General features: G+C 37.9%; 22 protein-coding genes and 1 other RNA gene. 5 read left to right on the forward strand and 18 right to left on the reverse strand.

All coding sequences use genetic code 11. From position 1 onward, the window contains the following. Positions 1-137: 137 nt before the first annotated feature. From BGO88_RS17005 to BGO88_RS17025, 5 genes are read right to left on the reverse strand one after another with little or no spacing between them, the layout of a single operon-like run. Positions 138-1,046: a helix-turn-helix domain-containing protein gene (locus tag BGO88_RS17005; protein WP_056065612.1), complete on the reverse strand. Its 909-nt coding sequence runs from the start codon at positions 1,044-1,046 to the stop codon at positions 138-140. A gap of 13 nt (positions 1,047-1,059) precedes the next feature. After that, positions 1,060-1,413, reverse strand: coding sequence for a DoxX family protein (locus tag BGO88_RS17010; protein WP_286707693.1), 354 nt, complete (start codon positions 1,411-1,413; stop codon positions 1,060-1,062). Positions 1,414-1,419: 6 nt separating this feature from the next. After that, positions 1,420-1,620 carry a hypothetical protein gene (locus BGO88_RS17015; RefSeq protein ID WP_101472327.1) on the reverse strand — a complete coding sequence of 67 codons (201 nt, stop codon included), beginning with the start codon at positions 1,618-1,620 and terminating at the stop codon, positions 1,420-1,422. Between the two features lie 5 nt (positions 1,621-1,625). Then, on the reverse strand, positions 1,626-2,060 hold the full coding sequence (locus BGO88_RS17020; protein ID WP_277014883.1) for a DUF2147 domain-containing protein: 435 nt from the start codon (positions 2,058-2,060) through the stop codon (positions 1,626-1,628). Between the two features lie 2 nt (positions 2,061-2,062). Next, positions 2,063-2,851, reverse strand: coding sequence for an SDR family oxidoreductase (locus tag BGO88_RS17025; protein ID WP_286707694.1), 789 nt, complete (start codon positions 2,849-2,851; stop codon positions 2,063-2,065). A 611-nt stretch (positions 2,852-3,462) separates the two neighbouring features. Here BGO88_RS17025 and BGO88_RS17030 point away from each other — a divergent pair. Together BGO88_RS17030 and BGO88_RS17035 are read left to right on the forward strand one after the other, a co-directional pair. After that, the gene (locus tag BGO88_RS17030; RefSeq protein WP_286707695.1) at positions 3,463-3,870 is read left to right on the forward strand and encodes a hypothetical protein; all 408 of its coding nucleotides are present in this window, start codon (positions 3,463-3,465) and stop codon (positions 3,868-3,870) included. A gap of 33 nt (positions 3,871-3,903) precedes the next feature. Further along, a complete protein-coding gene (locus tag BGO88_RS17035; protein WP_286707696.1) occupies positions 3,904-4,494 on the forward strand; it encodes a hypothetical protein in 591 nt (196 codons plus the stop codon). Between the two features lie 136 nt (positions 4,495-4,630). Here the strand turns inward: BGO88_RS17035 and ssrA are convergent. Next, positions 4,631-5,027: a transfer-messenger RNA gene (gene ssrA, locus BGO88_RS17040) on the reverse strand. A 257-nt stretch (positions 5,028-5,284) separates the two neighbouring features. On the opposite strand from ssrA, the gene BGO88_RS17045 reads away from it, so the two are divergent. Next, entirely contained in the window at positions 5,285-5,644 is a 360-nt protein-coding gene (locus BGO88_RS17045; RefSeq protein WP_286707697.1) for a DUF4260 domain-containing protein, read from the forward strand. An 84-nt stretch (positions 5,645-5,728) separates the two neighbouring features. On the opposite strand, the gene BGO88_RS17050 is transcribed toward BGO88_RS17045, so the two are convergent. Both BGO88_RS17050 and BGO88_RS17055 read right to left on the reverse strand, forming a co-directional pair. Further along, positions 5,729-5,947, reverse strand: a complete 219-nt coding sequence (locus BGO88_RS17050; protein ID WP_286707698.1) for a hypothetical protein — start codon at positions 5,945-5,947, stop codon at positions 5,729-5,731. Between the two features lie 189 nt (positions 5,948-6,136). Beyond that, positions 6,137-7,333, reverse strand: coding sequence for a serine hydrolase domain-containing protein (locus BGO88_RS17055; protein WP_273237832.1), 1,197 nt, complete (start codon positions 7,331-7,333; stop codon positions 6,137-6,139). A gap of 310 nt (positions 7,334-7,643) precedes the next feature. Here BGO88_RS17055 and BGO88_RS17060 point away from each other — a divergent pair, with 310 nt between their 5' ends. Then, positions 7,644-8,846 carry an NAD(P)-dependent oxidoreductase gene (locus BGO88_RS17060; protein ID WP_286707699.1) on the forward strand — a complete coding sequence of 401 codons (1,203 nt, stop codon included), beginning with the start codon at positions 7,644-7,646 and terminating at the stop codon, positions 8,844-8,846. A 91-nt stretch (positions 8,847-8,937) separates the two neighbouring features. After that, positions 8,938-9,318 (forward strand): hypothetical protein, encoded by a 381-nt coding sequence (locus BGO88_RS17065; RefSeq protein WP_286707700.1) that lies wholly within the window; start codon positions 8,938-8,940, stop codon positions 9,316-9,318. Between the two features lie 95 nt (positions 9,319-9,413). Here BGO88_RS17065 and creD read toward each other — a convergent pair whose 3' ends face one another. From creD to BGO88_RS17115, 10 genes are all read right to left on the reverse strand, one after another. Continuing rightward, positions 9,414-10,739: a cell envelope integrity protein CreD gene (gene creD / locus BGO88_RS17070; RefSeq protein ID WP_286707701.1), complete on the reverse strand. Its 1,326-nt coding sequence runs from the start codon at positions 10,737-10,739 to the stop codon at positions 9,414-9,416. Positions 10,740-10,783: 44 nt separating this feature from the next. Then, positions 10,784-11,212, reverse strand: coding sequence for a cytochrome c oxidase assembly factor Coa1 family protein (locus tag BGO88_RS17075; protein WP_286707702.1), 429 nt, complete (start codon positions 11,210-11,212; stop codon positions 10,784-10,786). Between the two features lie 2 nt (positions 11,213-11,214). Beyond that, positions 11,215-11,670 carry a hypothetical protein gene (locus tag BGO88_RS17080; protein ID WP_286707703.1) on the reverse strand — a complete coding sequence of 152 codons (456 nt, stop codon included), beginning with the start codon at positions 11,668-11,670 and terminating at the stop codon, positions 11,215-11,217. Between the two features lie 49 nt (positions 11,671-11,719). Then, a complete protein-coding gene (locus BGO88_RS17085) occupies positions 11,720-12,016 on the reverse strand; it encodes a winged helix-turn-helix domain-containing protein (protein WP_056065667.1) in 297 nt (98 codons plus the stop codon). A gap of 1 nt (position 12,017) precedes the next feature. Then, positions 12,018-12,437 carry a hypothetical protein gene (locus BGO88_RS17090; RefSeq protein WP_286707704.1) on the reverse strand — a complete coding sequence of 140 codons (420 nt, stop codon included), beginning with the start codon at positions 12,435-12,437 and terminating at the stop codon, positions 12,018-12,020. Beyond that, positions 12,424-13,047: a hypothetical protein gene (locus BGO88_RS17095; protein ID WP_101472304.1), complete on the reverse strand. Its 624-nt coding sequence runs from the start codon at positions 13,045-13,047 to the stop codon at positions 12,424-12,426. The genes BGO88_RS17090 and BGO88_RS17095 overlap by 14 nt, the downstream gene beginning before the upstream one ends. A gap of 99 nt (positions 13,048-13,146) precedes the next feature. Beyond that, a complete protein-coding gene (locus BGO88_RS17100) occupies positions 13,147-14,010 on the reverse strand; it encodes a hypothetical protein (protein WP_286707705.1) in 864 nt (287 codons plus the stop codon). Between the two features lie 41 nt (positions 14,011-14,051). Further along, entirely contained in the window at positions 14,052-14,870 is an 819-nt protein-coding gene (gene kdsA, locus BGO88_RS17105; RefSeq protein ID WP_286707706.1) for a 3-deoxy-8-phosphooctulonate synthase, read from the reverse strand. Between the two features lie 174 nt (positions 14,871-15,044). Next, on the reverse strand, positions 15,045-15,506 hold the full coding sequence (locus BGO88_RS17110; protein WP_286707707.1) for a 2-dehydro-3-deoxyphosphooctonate aldolase: 462 nt from the start codon (positions 15,504-15,506) through the stop codon (positions 15,045-15,047). Continuing rightward, complete coding sequence (locus BGO88_RS17115) at positions 15,503-15,976, reverse strand: DUF4199 domain-containing protein (RefSeq protein WP_056065697.1); 474 nt, start codon at positions 15,974-15,976, stop codon at positions 15,503-15,505. The genes BGO88_RS17110 and BGO88_RS17115 overlap by 4 nt, the downstream gene beginning before the upstream one ends. Between the last annotated feature and the right edge of the window lie 9 nt (positions 15,977-15,985).

The raw sequence follows: 15,985 nt of genomic DNA on the forward strand, positions 1-15,985 counted from the left end.
TTACTTAATTGGGAAGAATATTAAGTAAGTGAATAGGAGATATTTTTATGTATATTTTCATTTTTAGTGGGTATTCCGAATAATCAGAAAGTAGTGTGCCTGCCGTGATAGCTCTCAGGAACGGAGGTAACAAGTATTCAATTGAACGACCGCCTAAACTCCAAAGGAGAGAGTTTTGTTTTACCTTTAAAAAACTTGCTGAACGATTGTGAATGCTCAAACCCAAGGCTAAATGCTATCTCACTGACGGTAAGTCCAGAGGTTGAAAGCTTTTCTTTGGCTTGTTCAAGTATCTTCATCTGTATGTGTTGTTGGGCCGTAAGCCCGGTGAGCTGCTTGAGCATACTGCTGAGATATTTTGGAGAGATTGCAAGATTTCGGGCAAGGAAATCGACAGAAGGGATGCCGTGCAATGCCTGTTCGTTCGTGCTAAAATAATCTTCCAGCAGCTCTTCAACGCCTTCCAGCAATTTATGGTTGGTGACTTTACGTGTGATGAACTGCCTTTCATAAAAACGCTCCGAATAATTCAGTAACGTTTCAAGATTGGAAATGATAATGTCCTGACTGAATTTGTCAATGTTGGAATGGTATTCGTCCCTGATATTTTTTGTAATTTCATTGATAACAGTCTCTTCCTTATCGGAAAGGAACAGGGCTTCACTGGTCGAATATCCAAAGTATTCATACTTCTTTATCTTTTTGGCCAGTGAGGTATTCCATAAAAAATCAGGATGCACAAAAAGCATCCAGCCTTCAAGATGGGGAGGCACACCGCCGTCTTCGCCCCGCAACACCTGTCCTGGTGATAAAAAGGCCATAATCCCTTCGTCAAAATCATACTTCTGCTGCCCGTAGTGCAGACCATCGCAGCCCCTTTTCATAGAAATTACATAAAGGTCAAAGATAACCGCATCAATACCGGTATCATTCCGAAGGCCTTTAAGGTCAACAATACTGATAAGTGGATGGCAGGGGCTGGGAAGCCCCATTAAGCGGTGTATTTCCGATACTGATTTTATCCTGTAAGGTGTCGAATTTGCCATAATGCAAGTTAAGTTATTTTTTGAAAGGGTATCCCAACCCAATCATAATTAATGGCATTGCAAGAAACGGAATCTCAAACAGTGCCATCTTGTAATTGCCAGCACGCAATGCCAATGACATAATCAGGACAATTACAAAAGCATTGAGCAGGTTTCCCAGGAAAAATGTTCTTGGAATCAGTAAAAGTACCGCAATCAGCAGAGCAAGGGCCCCAAGGAAAGGAACGGCGGATTCGCCTATGCCAAGATCCGCCATTGCTTTGACAGACTCCGGATTGCCCTTGTAATTGAACGTATTCCAAGAATGTCGGACATTAAGTGCTACCGATATAATCAGCAGAACTAATGAAATTATATTTTTAACCATATTATATTATTTAAGGAGGTAAGCATTCATTATATAGCCCATGGCTATTGCGATTGGCACGCCAATTACGGCACTTGCCAATGCCTGGCGTGCTTTGTTCGGGTGGCGGTTCCTGTGCTTGAAAAACAGAAAAAAACCTATCGGAGGAACAGTGTTGGAAGCCATGAACCAGAACTTTGATAGTGTGTCGTTATTTTTTGTTTCCATCTTACTTATTTTATACGATTCCATTTAAAAGTTTTCCCAAGCATCGGCACTCCCTTATAACCTCTGGTCTCAAGTTCATCGGCGGTCTTAAGCTTGCCTTTGAGGCTGTAAGTATTGCCATCTTGTATGCTGTAGAGTTTTCCGTCTACATATACGCCATCTTCATATACCAATCCCGTAATATGGGTGATGCCCTGTACCGGTCGGTTTTTCATTTTTGAGTCAGGGTTCTTACTATCTCTCTTGGGTGTTTTGCCATCTGTCTCGAACATGTCCTTGGACCACAAGAGCTTTGCCGAGTAGGTATTACCTGATTTGAATACTTCTATTTTATAATCTTCGCACTGCCAAACGCCCACGATTTTGTCGGCAGGTAATTTCTGAGCAAAGGATGTAATCGATACGAGTAGCAGTATTACTGCAAAAGCATTTTTTTTCATTTTTATGTTTTTAGTTGATTATTAAGTTGTCTGAATCTTTGAAATTCCCTGTGGCCGAAGTTCATCAGTGCTTTAGGGATGATATGCCCCAGAAACTTGATGATCTTTACCAGAACAGGCATGATTTCGGGCGTATCTTTTTGTAGTCCCTTAATAGCCACTTGCACTACTTTGTCTGCGTCCATCATCTGGCGTGGGTTCGGCTGTAGTATCCATTCATTTTGCAGATTAGTATTGACTCCCGGCGGAATAAATTCAAGCACTTTTACATTCGTTCCCTTCAATTGCAGGCGTAAAGCCATGGTGAAGGCGTGAACTCCCGCCTTTGATGCGCTGTAGACAGGTGCCGAAGAGTAGGTCAAAAATGCGATGGCAGAAGAGACATTGACAATAGCTGCAGATTGTTTTTCGATTAGATGGGGCAGGAACTGATGTACCATCCGGATGGTTCCCGAAAGATTGATGTCAATTTCACGCATCAGGTTTTCTAGGCTTTTGGAAGAGTCCAACATGTCAATCAGTCGCATTTCGCCAGCATTATTGATAATGATGTTAAGGTCTGGAAATTGTCGGGTAACTTCTTCAAAAAGCCGCCTTGTATCTTCCGGATTGCCCGCATCACTCTGAAAAGTGTGAATGTTACTGAATTGCTTCTTTGTTTCATTCAAAGCCTCAAGCCTGCGCCCCGTAATAATTATCTGGGCTCCCTTTTCAGTAAGCTGCTTTACAAGTTCGAGGCCTATACCGCTGGTTCCTCCTGTAATGAGGACAGTACTGTTCTTTAAATCCATAGTAATAACATTTGATGATACAAAGTTCTGTCATTACCTATAGAGCACTGTAGCCGAAAGGCGTAATGTTGTAGCCATAGTACGTCAGTCGGTTAAATAATATTGGATTTTAGTAGATATAAAAAGCAGCCAACACTGCTTGACAGTTTTTAAAGAAGTTTTCTCTCAAAAGATACACGACGCATTTCCTTTATCGTGTTGTCCGGCATGCCGATACTCATCTCGAAGGCATCCGCATTTTCCGATGTCATTATTAAATTTCCTTTCATAGTATTCAGTGATAGTTTTTTTTTGTTTAAGTAGGTAAAAAAATACCGCTTGCGATAGCTTAATAACCATTGCGGAAACGCATTTGCTACTGGTCAATTTAAAATGCTGTTTGTTTATTAGTATTTTTTCATGAGAACAATTTGTATATATGGCAGGATATGAGGAGAATGCAGCCACAAAAAAATTGCCAAAATATGGAAAAACGGTGTTGCGACAAACCTTACTGATGGCAGTAAAGGTGCAGAAGCTAAGGCGGTATTTGTTTCGCAAAGTGAAAGAAATCACTTTAATAACTAAAAAATGGCCGTAAATAGGAAAACTGGATTACTAAGTTAGCTTTTATGGCAAGAGGGATATCAGCTTCAAAAACAGTTGTTAGCGGATATCCAACGTTTGTATCACGGAAATTAACGTTAGTTTATTATCTGCTTACCTTTTGTTTTTGTTTCTTACTTTTGGAATTGCTAACGCTGGTAAGCCTTATATTAATTGGCGAAATCCAAAGGTTATCCGGTGGGGGATGCACTATATCCGCTAGGGGAAACACGAAAATGGAAATTTACTACGTGGAAACACAATTTGGACATCCCTGGATTATTCTGGGTGATGCAATTTCGGAAGAAGCTTTTCTATGTGAGGTTGAAGCAGATGAAGATTTCCAAAGTATGGAACTACAAGGGCAACCAGTAAAAATAACAGTGACATATTTAACGGAGAATGATTTTCCTGATCCAGTTAAAATTACGTAGTAGAGAATATAGATCAACCAAATAAACAGTATAATGAAAAATCTGAATCTAATTGAAACCGCTGCGCATAACAGGCAAGCGATTAATAAATCCTTTCGAAATATTACGGTGCTCATACTGGTGTGCGCCATTCCTGCTGCAATTTGCAGGCTGTTTTTTTGGGAGTATACCCGCCGCGCCTTGGTAACCTCGTGGAGATATAAAGATTTACGGTACGTAACCGACGTTGGGTGGCCTGCAACCATATATACGTGGGGTAGTCGTTTTGCCATTGCTTTTATGGTTATCTATCTTTATTTGCGGTTCAAGCAAGATCTTAAAAAGCCTTCATTTGGGGTGGCCAGTAATGGAATATTTATTAACCAGCAAATGCTTTATAATGCGTTTGTGCCATGGGAAAACATAAAAAAAGCTGAACTGTTGGGGCCTGTCGAAAGTCCTTTCATGAGGTTGACATTTAAAGATACCACCAGCCTGCTTAAGGGGCAGCCGTTTTTGCTTAAAATGATAGCCAAACCCTTTATTAAGAATAATCCTGTACTGAGTGTTACAAAAAGTGAAACTATTGGCAATATCAGGAAAATGCATGAAATGATCAATGATAAGATATCGCAGAATATCTAAAGTATTGGCAGTTGAAAACTGTCTAAGCAATCATTCTGAAGAACAGGCTACCGCTATTAAATACTCTGATGAAGGTATTTGAGTGTTTTAATTGAAAAAGCGACGATTTAGCTCTATTAAGCTAAATCGTCGCTTTTCGTGGAGTCGGGGAGAGTCGAACTCCCGTCCAAACAAGCAACCAAAAGGCTTTCTACACGTTTAGTTCCTGATTGGATTTTCGTCATTGTGCAAGGCCAGGAACAGCCACACAATGCTTATCTTCTTAGTTGTCAAAACAGCCCCGAAGCTTGACTGTTTCTAGGTTTATTTTTACGGTTCCCCTTTTAAGAACGCCACAAACCAAGGCTTTCAAGGAGAATCTAGCTTTCCTGCCTTGCAGGAACTAGGCAAATCGTACTATAATTCAGATTAAGCAGCTAAAGCGTAATTATTTTCGCCGTGTAAAAGTGTAGGACCATTTAGTAACGAGAATTGTCCCAGTTCTCGACGTGCTTACTTTTCAATTCGACTCGCTGTCAAAACCAGTCGACCCCAATATGTTTAAGAACTCTTGCTATAAAGCAAAAACCATACCGCAAAAGTAGTTAAAAAAAATACATTTCCAATCCTTGATTTTGAATCTGTGAATAAGTCCTGAAAAGAAAATCCAATTCTTTCATGTTTAAGTCTTTTGAATGGCACGGTGAATTAAAAATACCATTGAAAATTATTGTTTTTATCAGTATCAGGATATTAAAGTTTTGCATTTTTGTATGAGCATTCATACATTCAGTAACTTATGACAAATGGAATGAAAAATCTTTTGAAACTGGAAGAAGTCGGCCAGTTTTTACTCTCAATAGCCTTATTCTCTCAATTGGATTATTCCTGGTGGTATTTTCCGGCTTGTTTGTTGCTTCCGGATTTCTCCATGATTGGTTACCTTTTTGGCTCCAGAACGGGTGCTTTGATTTATAATTTTTTCCATCATAAATTAATAGCAATTGCTGTAATGGTTATAGGGTATTGGTATCATAATTCCCTGCTCGTGTTGATTGGAATAATTCTATTAGCCCATTTATCGATGGATAGAATTTTGGGTTACGGATTAAAATATAATGACAGTTTTAAGAATACTCATTTGGGGCAGATAGGCAAAAAAGAATATTGAAAATCTTGGTAGTATGCCTTAACGCTGTATTGTGATTTTACTTCCAGACGATATACATTGGTACTTTTAAATTTTCAAGACCAGTCAATGTTCGCTTTTGGCATCCGAAACCGTTGTAAACGATGAATTATGACCGCAGGTAATCATGTTGACTAAAGGACCTGTAAATACTTCGTCTTTCCGGTCAATTTTGCAATATGCATCTATTGGAAAATTTTTATCATTACTTGGACAATCGGAAAGTAAAAAAACAATAAGGATGAACAGGGCAAATAGGGATATTTTGTTTTGTGCTACTTTCATAATATGAGATATTACAAAACAAAATTAAACCCGATATTTTTTTTAGAATTGTATTAAAACGACGCTTTTTAGTAAAAGCTCTATTGCGTTGTAATATACTAGCTTTTCATGTTTACTATATTTTATAAAAGATTAACCCTTTGAATATGCAAGGCCATTTCAACAAAATTTAATAAAGAATATATTTTACTAATTAATTACGTCGTCTTTGTCAAGTTTAATAGGATAGGTACCAAAAAGAGGAGCCAATTTCCAGATTTTATACGTCTTTTGGGTGTATTTGTTTGAAATGGCAAACAAGGCTACCGTATCTTTTTTCAGCTTTACATAAGAAGAAGTGTTTCCATGCCACCATCCGTTATGATAAAACAGCTGTTCTCCGGTTTCCCATTCCAGCATACGAATACCAAGACCGTAATTTTTAGTACCGCGGTGTTCATAGCTGTAACCCTTGAAAGCTTCGCTAACCAGTACCGGATTCAGGAACTTGTCTGAATAGGTGGCCATATCAAACTTGAGCAGGTCGCGAGGTGTGGAATAGATATTCTTGTCGCCATACACATCATCCAGATGGTTCAGTTCATAAAGTACTTTGTTGCCTTTATAGGAAAGACTTGCCGTTTCTTTGTCTTTTGAATAATCGTAAACATAGGTGTTTTTCATACCGAGCGGTTCAAAAATCATCTCTTTCATGGCCTCACGGTAATTTTTTCCCGTAATCTTCTCAATAACCAATGCAAGAATGGCATAATTGGTATTGCAGTAGCCAAATTTTCTGTCAGGTTTGAAATACAGGCCGAATTTGTGCTGTGCCAGCAAATCAAGAATATCCTGATTGTGCAGCATTTTTGAACGGTTCCATACTTTAGTATCATCAGCAAAATAGGCATAGTTTGGCAGGCCGCTCCTGTGATTCAGCAACATTTTAATGGTAATCTCTTCATAAGGAAAGGAAGGCAGTATAGCATTCACCTTGTCTTCCAGGTGTAATTTTTCCCGGTCTATAAGCCGCAATATGGCTGTAGCTGTTAATACTTTGGAAACCGAAGCGATGTGCAGCGGAGTAGTGGCGCTAATGTCTTCACCTTTAGAAAAATTAGACTTTCCCTCATATTTTTCAAAAATAATCTGCCCGTTTTTGGCTACCAGAAAACCGCCGTTCATAGAGTTGTTGGGCCAGTTTTTTTCGTAAAATTTTTCCAGACTTTCCTGTTTGGGAGTAACATAGCTGGCCGGAAGTTTTTTTGATTTTATACTGTAAGGTGAAAGCGCATCGGTGTTATTTTCAACGGGTTCGTTAGAGGCAATCTGTTTGTTTTTTTCCTGGCATGATGTAAGCAACAATGCCGAAGCAAGCAAAGGGTATATATATTTTGAAAATGTCATTGTAATTATAATGGTTGGGAAGCAAATATAGAAAAACAGGCACATTATGGTTTCTACTTTAACAAAATAAAAAGCAACTTATTGTATTGTTATATTCCTTTAACATTTTAGGGTATAAATGACAAAATATCCTCAATATTTTATGAATAAAAGTTTTGGAGGGCTAGCGGTTAATGTTATATTTGGAACAAATTATAACGTTGTAGTTACAAAGTTGTAATCCAAGAAATGATTTTGTTAAAATATTGAAAAGCTTTCAATCATTTCTGAAATTAACCTAAACACCACCCTTTATTTTTTAAAAACTATTATGAAATTCGGAATTATTAAGGAAAGAAAAAACCCACCCGACAGGAGAGTAGTATTTACCCCGGAAGAAGCCTCAAGATTATTAAAAGAACACCCGGAAGTGGAGCTGAAAGTGGAAAGCTCTGATATCAGAATATTTAATGATGATGAATACAGGTCGCAAGGCTTGAATGTAACTGATGATGTTTCAGATTGTGACGTATTTTTTGGCGTAAAAGAGGTTCCTGTTGAGGCATTGATTCCTGGGAAAAAGTATTTTTTCTTTTCCCATACCATAAAAAAACAACCCCATAACCGCAAACTTTTACAGGCCATTCTGGAAAAAAATATCGATTTGTATGACCATGAAACGATAGTTGATACCGATAACAGACGGCTTATAGGTTTTGGAAGATATGCGGGAATAGTTGGAGCCTATAATGGAATAAGGGCATTTGGAATTAAGTTTGAATTGTTTAACCTGCCAAAAGCAGAAACACTTTCAGGAAAAAGTGATTTGGTGGCACGATTAAAGCGACAAATATTGCCTCCAATCAAAATAGTTCTCACCGGACACGGAAAAGTGGGCATGGGAGCTAAGGAAATCCTTGATGGGATGAAGGTAAAGGAAGTAACACCGGAAGATTTTCTGTCCAAAAAATACACCCAGCCTGTTTATACCCAAATTGATGTATTGGATTATAACAAACGTATTGACGGAAAGGTTATCGATAAAGAAGATTTTTATAATAACCCGCAAGACTATACCTCAGATTTTGAGCGTTTTTCAAAAGTTGCAGATATTTTTATGGCCGGACATTTCTACGGTAACGGCGCTCCGGTTATTCTGACCAGAGAAATGCTTAATTCAAAAGACAATAAAATTAAGATTGTAGCCGATATTTCTTGTGATGTTGACGGTCCGATTGCGTCAACCATCAAAGCTTCAACCATTGCTGAGCCATTGTATGGTTATTTGCCAAGTGAGCACAAGGAAGTTGAGATTTATCACCCGGCGGCTATTGTAGTTATGGCGGTTGATAACCTGCCATGCGAACTGCCAAAAGATGCCAGCGAAGGTTTTGGTGAAATGTTTATGGAACATGTCATTCCTGCCTTTTTTAATGGCGACAAGGACGGCATATTGCAACGTGCCAAAATAACCGAAAATGGAAAACTAACCAAAAGATTTGAATATCTCCAACCTTTTGTTGATGGTAAATAAAAATAAGGCCCTGGTTTATCAGGGCTTTTTTTATGCCTTGTTTTGTCTTTTTTAACGATGCTATCTTTATCTTTATGGAAATTATATCACTATGAAAAGACTATTTTTAAAATCATTTGTGCTTGTGGCGGCAATTGCTATTTCCGGCTGTAATTCCAACAAACAGGCAACTATTAAAGAAGACGGAACGGAAGTCGTGAAAATCAGGACGCCTGAAGAAGGAAAAGAAGAAAAAAACGACACGATTGCCGTACAGGGCAAAGTCAATGAAATCAACAAGGGGAAAGACGGCTATACGGCTATCCTGACCGCCGAAGACGGAAAGATTTATTATGCCACAATCAGTATTCCTAATCTGAAAGACCCGAAACAATACCGTACAGTAGCCATAGGCGAAACGATTAAGATAAAAGGCAATTCCTGGAAAATGGAAGATGATAATTATATTACGGTTCGGGAATTAGAGAAGTAATATTTAATAAGTATAACATTCAATACATTGCGTCTTAGCGACTTTGCGTGAAATAGTCTCGCAAAGTTGCTAAGACGCTAAATTTTAACTCCTAATTAAACTTCTTCTTTTATCGCATTCCAATCAATTTTTCTTGAAAAGTACATTACCAATCCCAGGATAACAAAAAGCCCGATACTGCCTGCCAAAAGCGCATAGTTTTCAAGTTGGATAATAACAAAAATAAAGGAGTAAAGACCTGTTAGTGAAAGACCTATAAAAGCCGCAAACTTTTTACTTTTTAATATGGAAACAGAATAGAGCGAAATCATCAGTACTACAGAAATTCCGGCAATTAAATAGGCCTTCAGGAAACTGCTATGTTCTGTGATAGATATCAGAAGCGTATAAAACATAACCAGAGCCAATCCAATCATGGTGTAATTGAAAATATGGATACTGATTTTACTGATGGATTGGATGACAAAAAAGATTAGAAATGTAAGGCCTATTACCAGAAAGCCATATTTTGAAGCACGTTCATTCTTTTGGTATTCGTCAACCGGAATAATAAAATCAACCCCAAAAGAATAATTTTTCAATTCCGGAAAGTCGCCAAAATAGTTTTGAGCGAATGGCCTGTTGAAATCAAGAATTTTCCAGCTGGCTTCAAAACCGGTATCGTCCGATTTTTTTAAATTGCCGCCCGGTAAAAAATAGCCTGTAAATTTAGGAGATGTCCAGTTGGATTTCATACTTACAGAAGTTGTTTTCCCAATTGGAACAATTTTTAATTCCTGGCTTCCATCATAGGCAACATTAAAATTGAAATTCAGTTTTTCGTCTGTAAAATATTCAGAAATAGCAAAGTTGGGTGTTTCTAAAGTAGAAACTGACGTTGCAGGGTCGCTGGTAGCCGTTTCAAAAGACATGGTTTTATCTCCCAGTTTTATTTTCATACCGTCTTTTATACTTTTAAGATTGTTGGCCCTTATCAGTAAAGTAGCCTTATCCCATTGTATATTTTCTGTAGCAATATCTTTTGAGCTAAAATCGGGTTTGGTAAAAGTTCCATCAAACTTCATGGACGAACTAAAAACCACTGCTTCATAATTATTCCTTTTTTTCGCAGTCGTATTTACATCGATATGGCCATTAAGCTGCTCCGGAAAAAAATAAGCATATTCGGTTTCGGAAACTGTTTCTGTCGTATTCTTTACGGGATAATGCACCGTGTAAGGAATTTTGATTATTGGTCCGTAAAGCAGGACGCTGTCGCCCCATTTTGCTGTAATTTCAGAAATGACTTCCTGTTTTCGAAAAGAACGCTCGGTAATCAAATCCTGTACAAATGTCAATGGAATTAACAGAACAATTGTAAGTACACCTATCAGGATTAATCGGGCTGTTGTTGATTGAAGAAAAGAATTTTCGGTTTTCATAAAAAATGATTTTTAAAGTTAACGGATTTAGAAAATTGGAATATTTAGCATTTGATGACGGTTATTTCCTGTCCGGTTTTTGCAACCCTAAGTTTAATAAGTCCATAAGTCCATTCTGAACCGTTTTTTTGGGCAGAAATGTCCATTTTGCCCTGTGCCTTTTTTCCGATTACCCTTACTGTAGCCTCAATTGCCTTGTTGTCGTTTGTATATTTTGTGTTGCCTTCAAGTATAGCCAGATTGTCTATAGGCTCAAGCGTTCCAAAAACCTGTATCACTTTCGTGTTTTCATTGGCTTTGGTTATGGCATTCTGAAACAGGGTAGGGTCTGCATAGGCCTGGGCCATGTCTTTGAAACTGCCCCGGCTTATGTTGTAGGCCAGTATCAAGCAGGCAATAATAAAGGCGGCCAAAGAAAGCGACCATTTGTAATTTATCTTCCACCAGTTTTTTAAGGTTGTTTGTTTTTTCATAATTATTTGATTTTAAAAGTGGTTTGTATTGTTTTTAAAGGAATTGAAAGCATCTTGAAATAATCCAGATTATGGAATTGGAACGCATTTTTACCCCGTAAGTACTGATTTTCGAAATAGCCAATTTTATCAGGATAGAAAAGCGTTCCTGTGGCTATTACCATATACAGATACAGGCTCCGTTTACCGTTTCCGAACAAAAAGTATTGCATGCCTATTTCTTCAGGAACTTTAATTCCTGTATTGGTAAGCACATGAAACACGTCATGATCTTCGAGTTTGGATTGTATTTCAAAACCGTGTTTGGATAGGAATTGGCCCAGATGGAATCCCAAAGTTTGTTTTGGCATAAGCAGCAGTTCTGCATGGGTAATTTTCCAGGGTTCATTCTTTTTCAAAAGCTTTTGATAAGGCTTTTTACTGATGTCGTATAGTTTTTCGATAAATAAATCTCTCATATTATTTTAAAAGTACTTTGTATTTCAAAGTAAATGGATAAAAAAAATCTTAACTTTTCTGGATTAGTTTTTCAAGGGCGTCAATGTGTTCCTTAAAGGCTTTTTTTCCTTCTTTTGTGGCAATATAACGTGTATTTGGCTTTTTCCCAATAAACTGTTTTTCAATTGAAATGTAATTTTCAGCTTCCAGCGCCTTAGTGTGGCTGGCCAGATTGCCGTCGGTGACACCCAAAAGCTCTTTCAGCATATTAAAATCAGCAGCTTCGTTGACCATCAGTACAGACATAATCCCGAGTCGGATTCTGTGGTCGAACGCCTTATTTATATTTTGGATGATATTTTTCAAACTATAATTGTGAACAGGTTATAAATAGATTCTTTGTTTGCTTATCAATAAAAATCCTGAAGTCATTATAAAGATTACTTTTTTTTATGATATAATGTTCTTCTGTTTTAGGGGTGAACCATTTTGGTTTTTCTGTTATTTCTATAACTTCAAACTTCTGAGAGTCTTCTAGCTCATATTGTTTCTCAAAGGCATGCAACAGTTTTTTATTCGATTTTACTTCCATAAAGGATTGAAATTCATAGCTCCAGTGAGACGAAACCCAAATTTTTGAATTTACTATAGTCACCTCTTTTGGCTTTTCCGAATTAAAAGTCTTTTTCCAAACCGTTTCATCATTTTCCCAGGTTCCTCCGCATGAAAACAACGCTGCCAAAGATAGTATTTGTAGCGCTTTAAATATAATTTTAATTTTTGTCATGCTTTAAATACAACTTAAACCCGTAAAAAATATGGCAGACACCAAAACCAAGTGCCCAAAACAACAATCCATATCCAATGAAATAGGAAGAAATCAGGCCAATGATAATCAATGTAATACCCAGATAACGAACGTCGCCCAAAGTATATTTACTGGCATTGACACAGGCAAGACCATAAAAAATGAGGGTTAGGGGAGCTACAAATCCGTAGATTTCTTTTTCAATGAGAAACAGTATGAAAAAACCTCCGGTTGCCAAAGGAATAGCAAAATTAATCAACAGCCTTTTGGAAGAGGCATCCCAAATATTTTCATTCTCTTTTTTTGCCTTTTTGATACTTAAAGAAATTCCCGTTGCTATGGATAGGAGTATAACAATAATGGCAATAGCGAAAAGTCTCTTTATGGAACTTTCTGAAACGACCAGATTTTTATAACTACCTAAATCAGAGCTGTCACTATAAATGGTCTTATAAGCCATCCAGGCACCAATCAGGGAATACACACCGGCCAGAACACCAGACAGACCGCTCAAGGAAATAAACCTTGAAGAACGGTTCATCATATTCTTGATTTCTGAAATGTCATTGAGATATTTGTTTGTCTCCATATAAAGTACTTTGAATAACAAAGTAAGATAATAAAAATGAAATGGCAAAAAAAATCCCCCGAAATTTTCGGGGGACTTTAAATTATTTTTCTAAATTGCTTATAGCCTGAAGATTCCGCCTACTGTAATTATTCTTTGGAAGAACCCAAAGTGTTGCGAAGCGCTATCGGCATTGCTGGCAGTTGTTTTAATGTCCTGCATGTCAATATAACCGCCTTTTAATTCGCCCTGAATAAAAAAGTGCTTGAAAAAAGTCAGGTTCAAACCTACCTGGGCAGATACTCCGTATCCGGAAATATGGAAATCGTCATGTCTTTTCTTGCTCAATAGGGTTGCGTTTGTTTTTGGATAGAGAAGTCCGCCTCCAATACCTTCTGTCAGGTTAATCTGGATTTTGTCTGTATTCCAGATTCTGAAAAGCTTGGAAATATCATCCACACGGTTGATTTGTGCATGCACATAATTAAGACCGTCCGTGTGTTCAAATTTCAAAAAGTCCTCAGACATAACAGTTGGTGTATTGTTATAGGTGCCGTTGTGTATGGCTCCTGCTTCTGATGCCGGAAGATTAATTTCTCCTGTTACATTGGCAGTTTGGCCTTGAGTCATTACATATTTCATGTGGTCAACACCAATGGAAACATTATAATGGTCACTGATAAAGTAGCCAATCCTAAGATTGGTTTGCGGAATAGTCATTCTGGCCGGATTCAGGTAATCTAAGTGATACCCTTTAGGCTTGTCATGCGCTTTCACATCGTTTACTGTGAAATTGTAACCATCGCCTTTAAAGGTAATGTCTGATTTTGTGTAAGATTCTCTGTTGCCACCCCAATAGATAAAGAATTTTCCTTTGTTGTGGGCAGTGTATTTTTCAGGACTCGTTGCCAGCTCTTGGGCGAAGGTGTACTGTGAAAAAGCACAAAAAAAAGTAAGTACACCCACTATTAATGGATGTTTCAAAATTGGGAATTATTTATTATTAAAAAATCAGGTTATTCGGTTTAAAAATTATTTACGGTTTTTCTAATGGCTACCAGCTTGGTCATGAGTCCTTCGAAATATTTCAGGTCCAGCATATTGGCTCCGTCACTTTTTGCATTGGCAGGGTCAAAGTGGGTTTCAATAAAAATTCCGTCAACGCCAACTGCAATTCCTGCTTTAGCGATGGTTTCAATCATGTCAGGTCTTCCACCGGTTACACCTGCCGTTTGGTTTGGCTGTTGCAAAGAGTGGGTTACGTCAAGGACTGTTGTAGCATATTGCTGCATGGTAGGAATACCTCTGTAATCTACAATCATGTCCTGATATCCAAACATCGTTCCTCTGTCAGTAACCATTACTTTCTGGTTGTTGCAGTCCAATACTTTCTGTACGGCATGCTTCATGCTTTCCGGACTCATAAACTGACCTTTTTTCAGGTTTACGGTCTTTCCTGTGTTGGCAGCCGCAACGACAAGGTCTGTCTGGCGAACCAAAAAAGCAGGTATCTGAAGCACATCCACATATTCTGCCGCCATAGCTGCATCTTCGTTGGTGTGGATATCGGTAACGGTTGGAACATCAAAGGTTTCAGAAACTTTTCGTAAGATTTTCAGGGCCTTCTCATCGCCAATTCCTGAAAAACTGTCGATTCTGGAACGGTTGGCTTTTTTGAAAGAACCTTTGAAAACGTAAGGAATTTCCAGCTTGTTGGTAACTTCAACAAGTCGTTCAGCAATTCTAAGTGCCATTTCTTCTCCTTCTATGGCACATGGACCAGCCAGAAGAAAAAAGTTATTACTGTCGAGATGCTTTATTTTTGGGATATCTTGTAAATTCATATGTTGTTTTTTGAAAGCGCAAATTTACAAATTATATCAATCGAAAGATAATTTCTGTTAAAACTTTAAGAAGCAAAAACACAGGGATTTATCGGCTGTCTTTTTTCTTTTTTCCAACGCTTTTTTCGGGTATAAAAAAACACGAATCAGGGTGTTGATTTCGTGTTTGTTGTTTTATTCGTTTTTCTTAAGTCCAAATCCTTTCGGTACATAAAGATATCCTTTTTCGAAGATATTAAAATACAGGCGAATGGGTTTTGCAATTCCGGGCCAGGTGACTTCATAAACATCTAATAATCCGGCGCCCATTTCATTTCTTTTAGTTGGGAAAGGGCAGCAGCTTTCAATTTTTTTATACGTTATGGTTTCGCCTTTTGGTCCGGTCAGGGCATCTAAAAAGCGTTTTGGATTAATGTCTTCGTCTGCTACACTTCGGTAATATACATTAATAGGATAGTCCTTGTCGTAGCCGTATTTTTTGTCTTTACTGTATTCTGTAAGCAAAAACCAGCCATTTTTTGTAATGACAGGTTCCGGTGCGTTGTCATCAATGTTCTTGATAGTTGAACGGGTACTGATACAGGAAACGGCAAGGATTCCTGTTAATAAGACCAGGATAAGGCTTCTGATTTTCATTTAGTTTGCTTTTTTGTTTGAACAAAATAGGCTACGATAGCCGAGATTACCATTCCTATAGATAACGTAAAAAAGATACTCTGTATGATATAGCTCCTTAAATTAAAATAGTTGGCGGCAGCTTCTTTGTCTTTTGAAGCATTAATCATGTTTTCAAAAAACTCCGGTGCAATCAGTTCATGGAAGGAAGCCTGTGCTAAAGGCATCAATAAGGCAATAACAATGGTCATGTAAAGTCCGGTGGCACAACCTTGTTTCCAGTCCATGTGTCCGTTAAAATAATTAGTCTTTTTTTCTCTTAATGCCAGCGAATAGATAAGTCCGGCGAAAATGTAAAACAATAGGGAAGACAACATATAAAAGCTCATGTTTTCGCCATAAATGCCTAACGTTTTTTCCAAAATAGCCCATGCCAGATAACAAAAGATGTACCGGATGCCCCATTTAATTTCAATCGCAAATTTTTTCATTATGTGTGG

The sequence above is a fragment of the Flavobacterium sp. 38-13 genome (assembly GCF_001899155.1).
In the GTDB taxonomy this organism is placed as follows: domain Bacteria; phylum Bacteroidota; class Bacteroidia; order Flavobacteriales; family Flavobacteriaceae; genus Flavobacterium; species Flavobacterium lindanitolerans.

Bases quoted from the DNA above. Each gene is read 5' to 3' on its own strand.
- BGO88_RS17005 (WP_056065612.1), bottom strand. From the start codon at position 1,046: ATGGCAAATTCGACACCTTACAGGATAAAATCAGTATCGGAAATACAC.
- BGO88_RS17010 (WP_286707693.1), bottom strand. From the start codon at position 1,413: ATGGTTAAAAATATAATTTCATTAGTTCTGCTGATTATATCGGTAGCA.
- BGO88_RS17015 (WP_101472327.1), bottom strand. From the start codon at position 1,620: ATGGAAACAAAAAATAACGACACACTATCAAAGTTCTGGTTCATGGCT.
- BGO88_RS17020 (WP_277014883.1), bottom strand. From the start codon at position 2,060: ATGAAAAAAAATGCTTTTGCAGTAATACTGCTACTCGTATCGATTACA.
- BGO88_RS17025 (WP_286707694.1), bottom strand. From the start codon at position 2,851: ATGGATTTAAAGAACAGTACTGTCCTCATTACAGGAGGAACCAGCGGT.
- BGO88_RS17030 (WP_286707695.1), top strand. From the start codon at position 3,463: ATGGCAAGAGGGATATCAGCTTCAAAAACAGTTGTTAGCGGATATCCA.
- BGO88_RS17035 (WP_286707696.1), top strand. From the start codon at position 3,904: ATGAAAAATCTGAATCTAATTGAAACCGCTGCGCATAACAGGCAAGCG.
- BGO88_RS17045 (WP_286707697.1), top strand. From the start codon at position 5,285: ATGAAAAATCTTTTGAAACTGGAAGAAGTCGGCCAGTTTTTACTCTCA.
- BGO88_RS17050 (WP_286707698.1), bottom strand. From the start codon at position 5,947: ATGAAAGTAGCACAAAACAAAATATCCCTATTTGCCCTGTTCATCCTT.
- BGO88_RS17055 (WP_273237832.1), bottom strand. From the start codon at position 7,333: ATGACATTTTCAAAATATATATACCCTTTGCTTGCTTCGGCATTGTTG.
- BGO88_RS17060 (WP_286707699.1), top strand. From the start codon at position 7,644: ATGAAATTCGGAATTATTAAGGAAAGAAAAAACCCACCCGACAGGAGA.
- BGO88_RS17065 (WP_286707700.1), top strand. From the start codon at position 8,938: ATGAAAAGACTATTTTTAAAATCATTTGTGCTTGTGGCGGCAATTGCT.
- creD (WP_286707701.1), bottom strand. From the start codon at position 10,739: ATGAAAACCGAAAATTCTTTTCTTCAATCAACAACAGCCCGATTAATC.
- BGO88_RS17075 (WP_286707702.1), bottom strand. From the start codon at position 11,212: ATGAAAAAACAAACAACCTTAAAAAACTGGTGGAAGATAAATTACAAA.
- BGO88_RS17080 (WP_286707703.1), bottom strand. From the start codon at position 11,670: ATGAGAGATTTATTTATCGAAAAACTATACGACATCAGTAAAAAGCCT.
- BGO88_RS17090 (WP_286707704.1), bottom strand. From the start codon at position 12,437: ATGACAAAAATTAAAATTATATTTAAAGCGCTACAAATACTATCTTTG.
- BGO88_RS17095 (WP_101472304.1), bottom strand. From the start codon at position 13,047: ATGGAGACAAACAAATATCTCAATGACATTTCAGAAATCAAGAATATG.
- kdsA (WP_286707706.1), bottom strand. From the start codon at position 14,870: ATGAATTTACAAGATATCCCAAAAATAAAGCATCTCGACAGTAATAAC.
- BGO88_RS17110 (WP_286707707.1), bottom strand. From the start codon at position 15,506: ATGAAAATCAGAAGCCTTATCCTGGTCTTATTAACAGGAATCCTTGCC.
- BGO88_RS17115 (WP_056065697.1), bottom strand. From the start codon at position 15,976: ATGAAAAAATTTGCGATTGAAATTAAATGGGGCATCCGGTACATCTTT.